Annotated in this window: 18 protein-coding genes and 1 pseudogene; 11 read left to right on the top strand and 8 right to left on the bottom strand. The window is 60.9% G+C overall.

The features are described 5' to 3' along the window. The first annotated feature begins 146 nt into the window (after positions 1-146). The 10 genes from PSH87_RS04630 to PSH87_RS04585 all read left to right on the top strand — a co-directional run bounded on the left by PSH87_RS04630 (position 147) and on the right by PSH87_RS04585 (position 7,158). Positions 147-1,121: a KpsF/GutQ family sugar-phosphate isomerase gene (locus PSH87_RS04630; RefSeq protein WP_305432745.1), complete on the top strand. Its 975-nt coding sequence runs from the start codon at positions 147-149 to the stop codon at positions 1,119-1,121. Next, positions 1,122-1,646 carry an HAD family hydrolase gene (locus tag PSH87_RS04625; RefSeq protein ID WP_034118123.1) on the top strand — a complete coding sequence of 175 codons (525 nt, stop codon included), beginning with the start codon at positions 1,122-1,124 and terminating at the stop codon, positions 1,644-1,646. A gap of 8 nt (positions 1,647-1,654) precedes the next feature. Next, on the top strand, positions 1,655-2,227 hold the full coding sequence (lptC, locus tag PSH87_RS04620) for an LPS export ABC transporter periplasmic protein LptC (protein WP_305432744.1): 573 nt from the start codon (positions 1,655-1,657) through the stop codon (positions 2,225-2,227). Continuing rightward, positions 2,214-2,747 (top strand): lipopolysaccharide transport periplasmic protein LptA, encoded by a 534-nt coding sequence (lptA, locus tag PSH87_RS04615; protein ID WP_305432743.1) that lies wholly within the window; start codon positions 2,214-2,216, stop codon positions 2,745-2,747. Before lptC ends, lptA begins: the two co-directional genes overlap by 14 nt. Then, positions 2,747-3,472 carry an LPS export ABC transporter ATP-binding protein gene (lptB, locus tag PSH87_RS04610; RefSeq protein WP_004372092.1) on the top strand — a complete coding sequence of 242 codons (726 nt, stop codon included), beginning with the start codon at positions 2,747-2,749 and terminating at the stop codon, positions 3,470-3,472. Before lptA ends, lptB begins: the two co-directional genes overlap by 1 nt. Positions 3,473-3,657: 185 nt before the next feature. After that, entirely contained in the window at positions 3,658-5,151 is a 1,494-nt protein-coding gene (locus tag PSH87_RS04605; protein WP_026137049.1) for an RNA polymerase factor sigma-54, read from the top strand. 75 nt (positions 5,152-5,226) lie between these two features. Continuing rightward, positions 5,227-5,532: a ribosome hibernation-promoting factor, HPF/YfiA family gene (gene hpf / locus PSH87_RS04600; protein ID WP_010170586.1), complete on the top strand. Its 306-nt coding sequence runs from the start codon at positions 5,227-5,229 to the stop codon at positions 5,530-5,532. Between the two features lie 12 nt (positions 5,533-5,544). Next, a complete protein-coding gene (gene ptsN / locus PSH87_RS04595; RefSeq protein ID WP_017738757.1) occupies positions 5,545-6,009 on the top strand; it encodes a PTS IIA-like nitrogen regulatory protein PtsN in 465 nt (154 codons plus the stop codon). A 2-nt stretch (positions 6,010-6,011) separates the two neighbouring features. Then, positions 6,012-6,869: an RNase adapter RapZ gene (gene rapZ / locus PSH87_RS04590; protein ID WP_017738758.1), complete on the top strand. Its 858-nt coding sequence runs from the start codon at positions 6,012-6,014 to the stop codon at positions 6,867-6,869. A gap of 16 nt (positions 6,870-6,885) precedes the next feature. Next, positions 6,886-7,158, top strand: a complete 273-nt coding sequence (locus PSH87_RS04585; RefSeq protein WP_017738759.1) for an HPr family phosphocarrier protein — start codon at positions 6,886-6,888, stop codon at positions 7,156-7,158. Positions 7,159-7,195: 37 nt separating this feature from the next. Here the strand turns inward: PSH87_RS04585 and PSH87_RS04580 are convergent, their stop codons facing one another. From PSH87_RS04580 to pmbA, 6 genes and pseudogenes are all read right to left on the bottom strand, one after another. Next, entirely contained in the window at positions 7,196-8,089 is an 894-nt protein-coding gene (locus PSH87_RS04580) for a ZIP family metal transporter (RefSeq protein WP_207040059.1), read from the bottom strand. 33 nt (positions 8,090-8,122) lie between these two features. Next, positions 8,123-8,734 (bottom strand): superoxide dismutase, encoded by a 612-nt coding sequence (locus PSH87_RS04575; protein ID WP_017738761.1) that lies wholly within the window; start codon positions 8,732-8,734, stop codon positions 8,123-8,125. Between the two features lies 1 nt (position 8,735). Next, entirely contained in the window at positions 8,736-9,179 is a 444-nt protein-coding gene (locus PSH87_RS04570; RefSeq protein WP_017738762.1) for a hypothetical protein, read from the bottom strand. 27 nt (positions 9,180-9,206) lie between these two features. Next, positions 9,207-10,583, bottom strand: coding sequence for an aspartate ammonia-lyase (locus tag PSH87_RS04565; protein ID WP_017738763.1), 1,377 nt, complete (start codon positions 10,581-10,583; stop codon positions 9,207-9,209). Then, positions 10,576-10,971 (bottom strand): hypothetical protein, encoded by a 396-nt coding sequence (locus tag PSH87_RS04560; protein WP_017738764.1) that lies wholly within the window; start codon positions 10,969-10,971, stop codon positions 10,576-10,578. Before PSH87_RS04560 ends, PSH87_RS04565 begins: the two co-directional genes overlap by 8 nt. Positions 10,972-11,121: 150 nt before the next feature. Next, a pseudogene (gene pmbA / locus PSH87_RS04555) lies at positions 11,122-12,469 on the bottom strand (metalloprotease PmbA). Between the two features lie 108 nt (positions 12,470-12,577). Between pmbA and yjgA the strand changes: the two are divergent. Beyond that, complete coding sequence (gene yjgA / locus PSH87_RS04550; protein ID WP_017738766.1) at positions 12,578-13,099, top strand: ribosome biogenesis factor YjgA; 522 nt, start codon at positions 12,578-12,580, stop codon at positions 13,097-13,099. A gap of 47 nt (positions 13,100-13,146) precedes the next feature. Here the strand turns inward: yjgA and tldD are convergent, their stop codons facing one another. Both tldD and PSH87_RS04540 read right to left on the bottom strand, forming a co-directional pair. Further along, on the bottom strand, positions 13,147-14,589 hold the full coding sequence (gene tldD / locus PSH87_RS04545) for a metalloprotease TldD (RefSeq protein ID WP_257781298.1): 1,443 nt from the start codon (positions 14,587-14,589) through the stop codon (positions 13,147-13,149). Positions 14,590-14,605: 16 nt separating this feature from the next. After that, on the bottom strand, positions 14,606-15,454 hold the full coding sequence (locus PSH87_RS04540) for a carbon-nitrogen hydrolase family protein (protein WP_017738768.1): 849 nt from the start codon (positions 15,452-15,454) through the stop codon (positions 14,606-14,608). Positions 15,455-15,502 lie beyond the last annotated feature (48 nt).

Raw genomic sequence — 15,502 nt, 5'->3', positions numbered from 1 at the left:
CGCTTGTTCAGACAGAGGACAGGGAAAAAGGGTTGCTTAAGATGAATCTCACGGGCATTGCGAATAAACCCTGACGAACTTGCGTGAGGGAATTGCGCATTGCCGCTATAATCGCCGACTTTTCGTCAGGCTATACGATTTCAGACATGAGCCAATCCAGCGACCTTATTCAATCCGCACAACGTACCATCCGCCTTGAGCTTGAAGCCGTAGAAGGCTTGCTGGCCCATATCGACGCGGATTTCGTACGCGCCTGCGAGATGATTCTGGCCAGCAAAGGCCGCGTTGTCGTGGTCGGCATGGGCAAATCCGGCCATGTCGGCAACAAGATTGCCGCCACCCTGGCCAGCACCGGAACCACCGCCTTTTTCGTACACCCGGCCGAAGCCAGCCACGGCGACATGGGCATGATCACCAAGGATGACATCATCCTGGCATTGTCCAATTCGGGCACCACCAACGAGATCGTCACCCTGCTGCCGCTGATCAAGCGCCTGGGCATCAAGATGATCAGCATCACCGGCAACCCCGATTCGACGCTGGCCAAGGCTGCCGAAGTGAACCTCAATGTTCACGTGGCCCACGAAGCCTGCCCGCTGAACCTGGCGCCGACCTCGTCCACCACCGCCGCACTGGTCATGGGCGACGCCTTGGCGGTAGCGTTGCTGGAAGCTCGCGGCTTTACTGCAGAAGACTTCGCGTTTTCCCACCCGGGCGGTGCCCTGGGCCGTCGCCTGCTGCTGAAAGTGGAAAACGTCATGCATTCGGGCGACGAATTGCCCCACGTTCAGCGCGGCACGCTGCTGAAGGACGCGCTGATGGAAATGACCCGCAAGGGCCTGGGCATGACCGTGATCCTGGAAGCCGACGGCAAACTGGCCGGCGTCTTCACGGACGGCGACCTGCGCCGCACCCTGGACCGCACCATCGACATCCACACGGCCACCATCGACGCCGTGATGACACCCCACGGCAAGACCGCGCGCCCCGAGATGCTGGCGGCCGAAGCCTTGAAAATCATGGAAGACCACAAGATCGGTGCGCTGGTGGTCGTTGACAGCAACGACTGCCCGATCGGCGCCTTGAACATGCACGACTTGCTGCGTGCGGGAGTGATGTAAATGACCAGCGACCTGCTGCAACGCGGTAAAAACATCAAATTGGCGATTTTCGACGTGGACGGCGTGCTGACTGACGGCCGCCTGTACTTCCTCGAAGATGGCAGCGAATTCAAGACCTTCAACACCCTCGACGGCCAAGGCATCAAGATGCTGATGGCGGCGGGCGTGCAAACGGCAATTATCAGCGGCCGGAAAACCCCGGTTGTGGAACGCCGCGCACAAAACCTGGGGATTCCTCACCTGTATCAGGGCCGCGAGGATAAACTGGTGGTCCTGGACGAGCTTCTTGGCCAACTCAACCTAAGCTATGAGCAGGTCGCCTACTTGGGCGACGACTTGCCTGACCTGCCGGTGATCCGTCGGGTCGGCCTGGGCATGGCCGTCGCCAATGCGGCGGCGTTTGTTCGCGAGCACGCCCACGGCATCACCACCGCCCGCGGCGGTGAAGGTGCCGCCCGCGAGTTCTGCGAGCTGATCCTGCGTGCCCAAGGCAGCCTTGAAGCGGCCCACGCCGCCTACCTATAGAGCGTTTTATGCTGAGCAAAAAGATTCGCAACTTCCTGTTATTCGGGGTCATCGCCGCGCTGTTCCTGGCGGTGGGCTACTGGAATATCAGCCCGGAGCGCTTTCTCGACCAGCCTGTCGCGCAGGTTGATCAAGGCGCTATCGACTATTACGCCACCAATGCGTACAGCATCCAGTACCTGCCGGACGGCAAGGTGCAGTACGAGATCACCTCGGACAAGGTCGAGCACGTGAAGACCAGCGAAGTGACCCTGCTGACCAACCCGGACATGAACATCTACCGCAGCACCGAGTTTCCGTGGCACGTCACCAGCAAGCGTGGCGAGGTCAACCCGGACGGCACCGAAGTGGAACTGATCGATTCGGTACGCGTTGCGCGCACCGATGATAAAAACCGTGACACCGTGATTACCAGCAGTCGCATGACCGTATTCCCGCAGAAGCAATATGCGCAGACCGAGCAAGACGTTAGAATCGACGGCGCTGGCGGGGTATCGACTGGCAAGGGAATGAAAGCGTATTTGAAAGAAAGCAGGATACACCTGCTATCGAACGTAAGAGGACAGTATGAGGCTCGTTAAAACTCTCCCTATTTTGCTCAGTCTGGGCGCAGCACTGGGAAGCGTGAGCGCCTGGGCTCTGCCGAACGATAGCCAGCAACCGATCCACATTTCGGCTGACGATGCGCAACTGGACGACAAGCAAGGCGTCGCCACCTACACCGGCGGCGTGATCATTACCCAGGGCTCGATGAAGATCACCGGCAATACGGTGACACTGACTCGCACCCAGTCCGGCGACATCGACGTGGTGACTTCGGTGGGCAACCTGGCCTACTTCGAACAGAAGCAGTCGCCTACCGACACCGGCCCGATGAAGGGCTACGGCAAGACCATCCAGTACCACGCCCAGCAGAACCGCATTGTCCTGATCGACCAGGCCAAGGTGCTCAGCCCGGACGGCAACTCCACGGAAGGCGAGAAAATCACCTACGACACCGTGAAGCAGATCGCCAACGCCGGCCGCGCCAATGGCTCCAAGGTGACCGCACCACGTCCGCGCATCGACATGGTTATCCAGCCGAAGAAGAAGGCCGAGTAATGGCAACCCTGAAAGCCCAGCATCTGGCCAAGGCCTACAAAAGCCGTCAGGTCGTGCGTGACGTCAGTCTGTCGATCGACAGCGGCCAGATCGTCGGCTTGCTCGGCCCCAACGGCGCCGGCAAGACGACCTGCTTCTATATGATCGTCGGCCTGGTCCAGGCGGATCAGGGTCGTGTACTGATCGACGACCTGGACGTGAGCCACCAGCCGATGCACGGTCGTGCACGGGCCGGTATCGGCTATCTCCCACAGGAGGCGTCGATCTTCCGCAAACTGTCGGTAGCCGACAACATCATGGCGATCCTCGAGACCCGCAAGGAACTCGACCGTGACGGCCGTCGCCAGGAGCTGGAAAGCCTGTTGCAGGAATTCCACATCAACCACATCCGCGACAACCTCGGCATGAGCTTGTCCGGTGGTGAGCGTCGTCGTGTGGAAATCGCCCGCGCCCTGGCCACCGCGCCGAAGTTCATCCTGCTGGACGAACCGTTTGCCGGCGTCGACCCGATTTCGGTCGGCGATATCAAGCAGATCATCCACCACCTCAAGGCGAAGGGCATCGGCGTACTGATCACCGACCACAACGTGCGTGAAACCCTCGATATCTGCGAAACCGCGTATATCGTCAACGATGGCCAACTGATCGCCGAAGGCGATTCAGCCACTATCCTGGCCAACGAACTGGTGAAGGAAGTGTACCTGGGTCACGAGTTCCGCCTGTAAACACCGTGGTGTCACGGCCGTTTGCCAAGGTGCGCGGAAATCAATAGGAACTTCCGGATTTTTATTGTTACCGCGCTCTAGGCAAAGCCCGCGATATCAGGCATATAATTTGCTTATGTTTGGCGCTCACGCGCCCTGTCGTGGATGGCGCATTGCGCCGGCGAATAAGGTGTTAAGCCCCTGCCATGAAACCATCGCTAGTCCTGAGAATGGGCCAGCAGCTGACGATGACACCGCAGCTGCAACAGGCCATCCGCCTGCTCCAATTGTCGACCCTGGACCTGCAACAGGAAATCCAGGAGGCCCTGGAGTCCAATCCGATGCTCGAACGCCAGGAAGAAGGCGACGACTTCGATAATGCAGACCCGCTGGCCGACAACATCGAGCAAAAACCCAACTCCGACGTGCAGGAACCCTCCTACCAGGAAACCGCCCCGACGGTGGACAACCTGGAAGAAGGCGAATGGAACGAACGCATTCCCAACGAGCTTCCCGTGGACACCGCCTGGGAAGACGTCTACCAGACCAGCGCCAGCAGCCTGCCCAGCAACGATGACGACGAGTGGGACTTCACCACCCGCACCTCCGCCGGCGAGAGCCTGCAGAGCCATCTGCTGTGGCAACTGAACCTGGCGCCGATGTCGGACACCGATCGCCTGATCGCCGTGACCCTGATCGATTGCATCAACAACCAGGGCTACCTGGACGAGACGCTGGAGGAGATCCTCGAAGCGTTCGACCCGGAGCTGGACATCGAACTGGACGAGATCGAAGCCGTCCTGCACCGCATCCAGCAGTTCGAGCCCGCCGGTATTGGCGCCCGCACCCTCAGCGAATGCCTGCTGCTGCAATTGCGCCAACTGCCCGCCAAGACCCTTTGGCTCGCTGAAGCCCAGCGCCTGGTCACTGACTACATCGACCTGCTGGGCAGCCGCGACTACAGCCAGTTGATGCGCCGCATGAAGCTCAAGGAAGACGACCTGCGCCAGGTCATCGAGCTGGTGCAGAGCCTCAACCCGCGTCCGGGCTCGCAGATCGAGTCCAGCGAAGCTGAGTACGTGGTCCCTGACGTGATCGTGCGCAAGGACAACGAGCGCTGGCTGGTGGAGCTGAACCAGGAATCGGTTCCACGCCTGCGGGTCAACCCGCAATACGCCGGCTTCGTGCGCCGCGCCGACACCAGCGCCGACAACACCTTCATGCGCAACCAGTTGCAGGAGGCCCGCTGGTTCATCAAGAGCCTGCAGAGCCGCAACGAAACCCTGATGAAAGTCGCCACCCAGATCGTCGAGCACCAGCGCGGCTTCCTGGAATATGGCGATGAAGCGATGAAACCGCTGGTGCTGCATGACATCGCCGAAGCGGTCGGCATGCACGAATCGACGATTTCCCGGGTGACCACGCAAAAATTCATGCATACCCCACGGGGTATTTATGAGCTGAAATACTTTTTCTCCAGCCACGTCAGCACCTCCGAAGGCGGCGAATGCTCGTCCACGGCGATTCGCGCGATCATCAAAAAACTGGTTGCCGCGGAAAATCAGAAAAAGCCATTGAGTGACAGTAAGATCGCTGGTTTACTGGAGGCACAAGGCATTCAGGTCGCCCGTCGAACCGTCGCCAAGTACCGCGAGTCCCTCGGGATCGCGCCTTCCAGCGAGCGTAAGCGTTTGATGTGACGGGCGGGCCACAGCGTTCCAGTGGTGGGTATTCCTGCCCACCGCTTTATGCACTGGCAACGAAGGAGAAGCTGTATGCAAGTCAACATCAGTGGACACCAACTGGAAGTGACCGAACCGCTGCGCGCCTATATCGGCGAAAAACTCAAAAGAATTGAGGGGCATTTCGACAAGATCACCAACGTGCAAGTCATCATGACTGTCGAAAAGCTGAAGCAGAAAATCGAAGCCACCTTGCGTATACCCGGCGGGGAAGTCGTCGCCAATGCCGAGCATTCAGATATGTATGCCGCCATTGACGACCTGACCGACAAGCTGGATCGCCAAATCAAAAAGCATAAGGAAAAGCAGCAGAGCCTTCTCCAGGGCACAGGCCGCTAACACTCCCCACCCATGATTCGACTTGAAACCATCCTGACCCCCGGCCGTTCCCTCGTGAACGCGCCGGGCGGCAGCAAAAAGAAAGCCCTCGAACAAATTGCCAACCTGATCAGCCGCGAAGTGCCTGACCTGGAGATGCAAGATGTGTACGAGGCTCTGATTGCCCGTGAAAAACTCGGTTCCACCGGTTTTGGCAACGGCATCGCCATTCCCCATTGCCGCCTCAAAAGCTGTGAGGCACCTGTCAGCGCCCTGTTGCACCTGGACGCCCCCATCGATTTCGACGCCATCGACGGCGCACCGGTTGACCTGCTGTTCGTTCTGCTGGTCCCGCAAGCCGCCACCGATGCACACCTGGAACTGCTCCGTCAGATCGCCAGCATGCTCGACCGCAAGGAAGTACGCGACAAACTGCGCAGTGCCAGCAGCAACGAGGCGCTGTACCAGGTTGTCCTGGATGAACAGAACGGGCAGTAATCATGCGTTTGATCATCGTCAGCGGCCGCTCCGGCTCGGGTAAAAGCACCGCCCTCAACGTGCTTGAGGACAACGGTTTCTACTGCATCGACAACCTGCCCGCCGGCTTGCTGCCGGAGCTGGCCGAACGTGCCCTGATCCATACCGAACTGGCGCAACCCCTGGTGGCCGTGTCGATCGATGCCCGCAACCTGCCCAGCCACCTTGAGCGGTTCCCGCAATTGCTTGAGGAAGTTCGCGCCAAGCACATACATTGCGATGTGTTGTACCTGGACGCCGACGAAGAGACGCTACTCAAGCGTTTTTCCGAAACCCGCCGGCGCCACCCCCTCAGCAGCCCGCATCGTTCCCTGGCGGAAGCCATCGAAGACGAAACCAAGTTGCTGGGGCCGATCATCGACCTCGCCGACCTCAAGATCAACACCACCAGCCTCAACCTGTACCAGCTGCGCGACGCCATCAAGCTGCGCCTGCTGAATCAGCCGGAGCCTGGCACCGCGTTTCTCGTCGAGTCGTTTGGCTTCAAGCGCGGCATGCCGGTGGATGCCGACCTGGTGTTCGATGTGCGTTGCCTGCCGAACCCCTATTGGAAACCCGAGCTGCGTGAGCAGTCCGGGCTGGACCAGCCCGTGGCCGAGTACCTGGCAGCGCAGCCGGATGTCGAAGAGATGTTCCAGGATATCTCCAGCTACCTGCTCAAATGGCTGCCGCGCTTTGCCGCAAGCAACCGGGCCTATGTCACCATTGCCATTGGCTGCACTGGCGGCCACCACCGCTCGGTCTACCTGACCGAACGCCTGGGCCAGGTACTGCAACAAACCCTCAAGAACGTCCAGGTTCGCCACCGCGACCTTAGCTGAAAGGATCACCCCCGCGATGCCCGCTCTGGAAATTGAAATCATCAACAAGCTGGGCTTGCATGCCCGGGCTTCTGCGAAGTTCGTCGGCGTTGCCGGGCAGTTCCCCTGCCAGATCCGTGCGGGGCGCACCCCGGAATCCATGGTCGATGGCAAAAGCATCATGGCCATGATGATGCTGGCCGCCGGCAAGGGCACCAGGATTCACCTGAAGACAGAGGGCGAGCAAGAGCAGGAAGCGATGGACGCCCTGGTGGCGTTGATCAACAATTTCTTTGATGAGGGTGAGTAAACTCACCCTTTGAGATGGGCGTGAAGTCGCAACGACTTCAGCCCAATGCGGTATCCATCACCATCATCAAGCAAAAACCGATGCACAACCCCAGGCTGGCAAGCTTTTCGTGACCGTTGCGCCGCGATTCGGGGATCACCTCGTGAGTCACCACCAGCAACATCGCCCCTGCCGCCAGCGCCAGCCCGAGTGGCAACAGCACTTCTGCCAGACTCACCAACCAGGCACACAGCACGGCAAATACCGGCTCGACCAAACCTGAGGCCGCACCGATCAGGAACGCCTTGACCCGCGACATCCCTGCCCCGGCCAACACCAAGGCAATCACCAGGCCTTCGGGCACATCCTGCAAGGCGATGCCCATGGCCAGGCTGTCGGCATCCGGCATACCGCCGCCTGCCGAAACCCCCACCGCCATGCCTTCCGGGATGTTATGGGCAATGATGGCAAACACGAACAGCCAGATGCGCGGCGGTATCACCGGGTGATCCGGTGTGCCCACCAACATTTCCGGGCTCGCCCCGGAGACCTTGCGATCAACCAGATACAGCCCGAACGCGCCCAGCATGATGCCAAAGCTGATCAACCCACTGGCGCCCCAGGGCGTGAGCCCCAGGCTTTCAGCGGCGGCGATCCCTGGCACGATCAGCGAAAAGGCGGTCGCCGCCAGCATCACCCCGGCGCCAAAACCCAGCAACGTGTCGCTCAGCGCCACCGGCATCCGGCGAATGACCAGTACCGGCACCGCGCCAAGCGCCGTACCCAGCGCGCAAATCGATCCACCTTGCAGGGCACGCAGGATGCGCGGCTCCAGGTTCAGCCAGTCGAGCCCGTGGGCCACCAGCAATGCAGTACCTGCCAATAGCAGCAGCGAGCCAAACGCATAACGAAACATCCGCCCGCTGCTGATCGCCAGTGTTTCAGTGCCCATAGTCGGCCTTAGATCTTGTTATGGTGGTCAATGTCAGGCCAAGGCGGCCTGATAGCGTGCAGCGACTTCCGGCCAGTTGATCACGCTGTAGAAGGCGTTGATGTATTCCGGGCGACGGTTCTGATAGAGCAGGTAATAAGCGTGCTCCCAGACGTCCAGGCCGAGGATCGGCGTATTGCCGCTCATCAGCGGGCTGTCCTGGTTACCGCTGCTTTCCACGACCAGGGTCTTTTGCGGGGTCACGCTGAGCCAGGCCCAACCGCTGCCGAAACGGGTCAACGCGGCCTTGGTGAAGGCTTCCTTGAAGCTGTCGAAACCACCCACTTGCTCATCGATAGCCTTGGCCAGCGCACCTTCAGGCTTGCCGCCACCTTTGGGCGACATCACCGCCCAGAACAACGAGTGGTTGGCATGGCCGCCACCTTGGTTGATCACGGCGGCACGCAGTTTTTCCGGCAGTTGCTGCACGCTGGCCACCAGTTTCTCGACCGGCCAGCCCGCAAACTCGGTGCCCTCGACAGCGGCGTTGAGGTTGTTGATGTAGGTCTGGTGATGCTTGGTGTAGTGAATCTCCATGGTTTGCGCATCGATGTGCGGTTCCAGGGCGTCGTAGGCGTAAGGCAAGGCAGGCAAGGTGTAGGACATTTCAATGTGCTCCGTAATAAGGACTGTTGCGAGTCGACGCATCCGGTTGCGCCGCAGTGCTGCCCAGCAGGCGATGGGTACGCGGGTACTCGCCGTGATCGCTGATGAAGTTCAACAGTTCGACGTAGGTCTTGCTGCTCTGGCGCAGCGCCGCCTCACGCAATTGCGGGGTCAGGCGCGGGTCCTGCATGGTCTGCAGCAGGCGCTGGTGGATAGCGCAGAGGTATTCCGCGCTTTCCTCCGGCTGGTTCAGGCGCAGATGCAGGTCCGCCAGGTTGTGATGGGAAATGACGCAAGCCGCCACTGCTTCGTCGGCATCCGCCCAGCGTTCGAACAACACTTGGGCCAGGGCCAGGGCTTGCAAATAGGCCTCGCGAGCGTCAACCAGTTCGCCCTGCATAAAGCAGCGATTGGCCCGTTCGATCGTGCGTTTCCAGTGCTCCATGGTGAGCCTCCAAAGCAGGGTCGGTGATTACACGCCGCCGGCCGTGAGCTTTTCCGGGTCCAGCAGGACTTCCAGTTGGCTGCGGGGCAAGTCGGTGTGCTCAAGCGCCACATCAATCACCGGACGGCCTTGTTGATAGGCTTTCTTGGCGATTTCAGCGGCCTTCTGGTAGCCAATGATCGGGTTGAGTGCCGTGACCAGGATCGGATTGCGCGACAGCGCTTCCTTGAGCTTGGCTTCGTTGACCTTGAAGGTGGCGATGGCCTTGTCCGCCAGCAAACGGCTGGAATTGGCCAGCAGTTCGAGGCTGCTGAGCAGGTTCTGGGCAATGATCGGCAGCATCACGTTCAGCTCGAAGTTGCCGGATTGGCCCGCGACGGTAATCACCGTGTCATTGCCGATCACTTGGGCGGCGACCATGGCGGTGGCTTCCGGGATCACCGGATTGACCTTGCCCGGCATGATCGAAGAGCCCGGCTGCAGGCCTTCCAGCTCGATTTCACCGAGGCCGGCGAGTGGGCCGGAGTTCATCCAGCGCAGATCGTTGGCGATTTTCATCAGCGACACGGCGGTGGCTTTCAACTGGCCAGAGACGGCGACGGCGGTATCCTGGGAGCCAATCAGCGCAAACAGGTTCTTGCCCGGCGTGAAGGTCACGTCGGTCAGGCTGCTCAACTGCTGGCTGAAACGTGCGGCGAATTCCGGGTGGGCGTTGATCCCGGTGCCGACCGCCGTGCCGCCCTGGGCCAGGGCCTGCAAGCTCGGGAGCAAATCCTGCAAGTGACCGATGTTGGCCTTGAGTTGTTGTGCCCAGCCATTGAGCACCTGGCTCATGCGCACCGGCATGGCGTCCATCAGGTGCGTGCGGCCGGTCTTGATGAACGGATGGACTTCCTCGGCCTTGCGCTCGATCACCTGCACCAGGTGCAGCAACGCCGGCAGGGTTTGTTCATGCAGGACCAGCGCAGCGCTGACGTGGATGGTGGTCGGAATGATGTCGTTGCTGCTTTGGCCGCAGTTCACGTGGTCATTGGGGTTGACCGCCTCGCCCAGCAAACGGCTGGCCAGGGTCGCGATCACTTCGTTGGCGTTCATGTTGGAACTGGTGCCGGAGCCGGTCTGGAAAATATCCACCGGGAAGTGCTGCATGAAGTCGCCTTCGAGCAAGCCCTGGGCGGCATCGACGATAGCCTTGCCCTGCCCTTCGGTGATTTGCTTGAGATCGACGTTGGCCTTGGCCGCGGCGGCCTTGGCGAGGATCAGGGCGCGAATGAATTGCGCGGGCATACGCTGATGGCTGATCGGGAAGTTGTTCACCGCGCGCTGGGTTTGTGCGCCATACAAGGCCTCGGCCGGCACTTGCAGTTCGCCCATGCTGTCGCGTTCGATACGGGTGTTACTCATCGTTAGATCCTTGCACCAGGTCGGAGTGAGAAATAGACGGCAGCAATTCGCAAGTCGCCAATCGCCACGCAAAGCTCTGCCAACGCTTGAGGCGGCAGGCACAGTGAGAGAGTTTTTCCAGGTCACGCAGGGGGCGCCAGGCCTGGTCCAGGCACATGGAGCGCCAATGCCAGGGCAGCGCGATATCGCTGGCGGTGTCGAGCAGCAGGCGGAATGAGGTTTCAGCGATCGTCCACGGATGGGTCGCGGTGCAGCACGCCAGGTAGCGACCCTCGTTGAGGTAATGCTCGATCAGGCGCGGCTCGTTGGGGTTGAGGCCGCAACGGATCTGGCGACTCATCCAGCGCCAGCTCTCCAGGTAAGGATCCTCATGCAGGACTGAACTCATGATCCACACTCATCCGGTAATGATATTTATTATTAAATGATATTGAGAATCAAAACAAGAGTGGCCGATTAATCTGCCTGTAACGCAGCCACAAAAAAAGGCGCGCCATCGTTGAGATGGCGCGCCTTTTTAGATGAAGCGTCGGGAGGATCAGCTGCCGGCGACCGTCATCCGCTCGATCAATACCGAGCCTGTGCGAATGTTGCTGCGTAGCTCCAGATCGTTACCCACCGCGACAATTTGCTTGAACATGTCGCGCATATTGCCGGCGATGGTCACTTCCTGGACGGCGAACTGGATCTCGCCGTTTTCCACCCCAGAAGCCCGCCGCACCCCGGGAGTAATCGCCGGTCACCATGTTCAGGCCATGGCCCATCAACTCCGTCACCAGCAGGCCACGCCCCATGCGACGCAGCAACGCCGCCTGGTCTTCATCGCCATGGGTGACAAACAGGTTGTGCACGCCACCGGAGTTGGCCGTGCTTGGCAGGCCGAGCTTGCGACCGGAGTAAGTCCCCAGCACATAGGACACCAACTCGCCGTTTTCGACGAACGGCTTGGCATAGGTCGCCAGGCCATCGCCATCGAACGCCGAGCTGCCCATGGCGCGCATCAGGTGCGGACGCTCATCGAGGGTCAGCCACTCCGGGAACAGCTTTTGCCCGATTGCACCCTCAAGGAACGACGACTTGCGGTACAGGTTGCCGCCAGAAATCGCGCTAAGGAAACTGCCGAACAAACCACCGGCCAATTCCGCCGAAAACAGCACCGGCACTTCGCACGTTGGCACCGGGCGCGCGCCCAAGCGGCTGGCGGCACGTTGCGCGGCACGCTGGCCGATGCTGGCCGGGTCCGCCAGCAACTCGCCCTGGCGGCTCACGTCGTACCAGTAGTCGCGCTGCATCTGGCCGTTGGCTTCGGCGATCATCACGCAGCTCAAGCTATGGCGGGTGGAGGCATAACCGCCGACAAAACCGTGGCTGTTGCCGTACACGCGGCACCCTTGATGCGTGCTCAACGTGGTGCCATCGGCGTTCTTGATGCGGGGATCTGCATCGAACGCAGCGGCTTCGCAGGTCAGCGCCAACTCAATGGCCTGCTCCGGGGTGATGTCCCATTCATGGAACAGATCGAAGTCCTTCAAATCCTTGGCCATCAGCGCTTTGTCAGCCAAGCCCGAGCTTTCGTCCTCGGAAGTATGCTTGGCAATCGCCAACGCGGCCGCGACGGTCTCGCGAATCGCTTCCGGGCCGCTGGCCGAGGTGCTGGCCGAGCCTTTGCGCTGCCCCACGTAAAGGGTGATGCCAAAGCCCTGGTCACGGTTGAACTCAACGGTTTCCACTTCGCGCTGACGTACCGACGTCGACAGCCCCTGCTCCAGCGACACCGCCACTTCACAGGCACTGGCCCCCTGGCGCTTGGCCTCGGCAAGGATCTGCTCGACTTGTTCCTGCAGTGCCGGTAACGCTTGCGGACCGACGCTTTGGGCTGCACTCATGGTTTTCTCCACTCAAATTCTGCTTTCGGTTAAGGCCATCGAGCGACCGGGCCGGACAAGCGGCCCCCGACTGGTTATCATGGCGGCGTTTCTTTGCGGACTGCCACCATGGTTGATTCTTACGACGACTCCCTCGATGGGGAGAAAAGCAAAACCCAGGTCAAACGTGAGCTGCATGCTCTGGTTGACCTTGGCGAGCGCCTTACAACGCTCAAGAAAGACTTGATTGCAAAACTGCCCCTGACCGACGAAATGCGCCGGGCGCTGGCGGATGCACCCAAGCACACCGCGAATATCGCGCGTAAACGGCACATCATGTTTATCGGCAAGCTGATGCGCGATCAGGACACTGACGCCATTCTCGCCTTGCTCGATCAAACCGATGCCTCCACTCGCCAGTACAACGAACGTTTCCATAACCTGGAACGGTGGCGTGACCGCCTGATCGCGGGCGATGACGCCGTGCTGGAGAAATTCGTGCTGGACTACCCGGATGCGGACCGCCAGCAATTGCGCTCCCTGATCCGTCAGGCCCAGCACGAGCAGGCGCATAACAAGGCGCCGGCCACCAGCCGTAAAATCTTCAAGTACATCCGAGAGCTGGACGAGACTCAACGCGGTCTGCGCTGATCCTCTTCCCCGGGTGGCGATCTTCGCCACCCGAAGCTCCACCTTTCCTACGAGCCCGTGCCACCCACGGTGATCGCATCAATTTTCAGCGTTGGCTGGCCGACACCCACCGGCACCGACTGCCCATCCTTGCCGCACGTGCCCACGCCGCTGTCCAGCGACAGGTCGTTACCGACCATCGACACCTTGCTCATGGCTTCCGGTCCGTTACCGATCAACGTGGCCCCTTTGACCGGCGCGGTAATCTTGCCGTCTTCGATCAGGTACGCCTCGCTGGTGGAGAACACGAACTTGCCGCTGGTGATATCCACCTGGCCGCCGCCAAGGTTCGCGCAGTAGATCCCGCGTTTCACCGAAGCGATGATCTCCGCCGGGTCGCTTTCGCCGGCGAGCATGTAGGTGTTGGTCATGCGTGGCATCGGCAGGTGCGCGTAGGACTCGCGACGGCCGTTGCCGGTGCGCGCAACGCCCATCAGGCGTGCGTTGAGCTTGTCTTGCATATAACCCTTGAGCACGCCGTTTTCGATCAGCGTGGTGCACTCGGTCGGCGTACCTTCGTCATCAACGCTCAGCGAGCCACGACGCCCGGCCAACGTGCCGTCATCGACAATGGTGCACAGCTTGGACGCAACCCTCTCGCCCATGCGCCCGCTGTAGGCGGAGCTGCCCTTGCGGTTGAAGTCGCCTTCCAGGCCATGGCCCACGGCTTCGTGCAACAGCACGCCGGACCAACCCGACCCCAACACCACCGGCAACGTACCGGCCGGCGCCGGAATGGCTTCCAGGTTGACCAGGGCCTGGCGCAGCGCTTCACGGGCATACCCCATGGCGCGGTCATCGCTGAGGAAATAACGGTAGTCGGTACGCCCGCCGCCGCCATGTCCGCCGCGCTCACGGCGGCCGTTCTGCTCGACGATCACACTGACATTGAAACGCACCAGCGGCCGCACATCTGCCGCCAGGCTGCCGTCGGTGGACGCCACCAGGATGCGTTCCCACACACCGGCCATGCTCACGGTGACTTGCTGGATACGTGGATCAAGGGCGCGGGTTGCAGCGTCGACACGCTTGAGCAACTCGACCTTCTCCGCACGGCTGATGACTTCCAGCGGGTTATCCGGCCCATACAACTGCGCCACGTCCTGGGTGGTAAACGCCTGCACCGTGCCGTTCTGGCCAGCACGGGAGATCGAACGCGCCGCACGCGCCGCCAGCCCCAGGGCTTCCAGCGTGATGGCATTGCTGTAGGCAAAACCGGTTTTTTCACCGGATTGGGCACGCACGCCTACACCCTGGTCCAGGTTGAAGCTGCCTTCCTTGACGATGCCGTCTTCGAGGGCCCACGACTCGGAAATCTGCCCCTGGAAATACAGGTCGGCCGCGTCGATACCCGGCCCGGCCAGATCGCCGAGTACGGTTTGTAAGCTTTCGATGGTCACGCCACCGGGTGCCAGGAGGTGTTCACTGACTGAGGACAACAACTCGCTCATAGGTTTGGCCTTAAATTCATCGTTCCGAAGCAGGCCGCTGTGCGCCCTGCGAGAAAAAGCGCCGATGGTTGACCACCGGCATGCGCGCCCGTATCGACGCTTGTTCACTGCTGTCGCGTTCGGCCAACAACACCGCTTCGCCTTGATCCTGTTGTGTCAGCACACGCCCCCACGGGTCGACAATCGCCGCATGACCATGGGTCTCCCGCGGTCCCGGGTGCACGCCGCCCTGGGCCGCCGCCAGCAGATAGCACTGGGTTTCGATGGCGCGCGCGCGAATCAGCACGTCCCAATGCGCGGCGCCAGTCACCGCCGTAAAAGCCGACGGCGCGGTAATCAATTCAGCCCCCGCCGCCCGTAATTCACTGTACAGCTCGGGGAAGCGCAGGTCGTAACACACGGTCAGGCCCAAGCGCCCCACCGGCGTATCCGCCACCACCACATTGCTCCCGAAAGCATAGTCGTCGGATTCGCGATAACGACCTCGCGCATCGGCAACATCCACATCGAACAGGTGCAGCTTGTCGTAACGGGCAACGATTTCGCCCCGGTCATCGACCAGCAGCGAGCAGGCGTTGGACTTGGCGTTCGGCTGATCCTTGGGCGGCAACGGCAAGGTGCCGGCCACTATCCATAAGGTGAGGTCGCGGGCGGTCTGTTTCAACCACGGCAGGATCGGCCCTTCGCCCAACGCCTCGGCGCGGCCGATATCGGCCACATCACGGCGGCCCATGGCGGCGAAGTTTTCCGGCAGCACGGCCAGCTTCGCACCGCCCGCCGCCGCTTGCTCCAGCAGGCGCCGGGCCTGGGCCAGATTGGCCAGCACATCGCTCTGGCTGACCATTTGAATTACCGCAAAGGACATGGGCCGACTCTCCGTAATGGGCGTGCGGCCATGCTACTCCACAGCCTC

It is taken from the genome of Pseudomonas sp. FP453, from assembly GCF_030687495.1.
Classification (GTDB): Bacteria; Pseudomonadota; Gammaproteobacteria; order Pseudomonadales; family Pseudomonadaceae; genus Aquipseudomonas.
The sequence above is the reverse complement of the archived record's forward strand: the minus strand, read 5'-3'. Positions and strand labels throughout refer to the sequence as shown.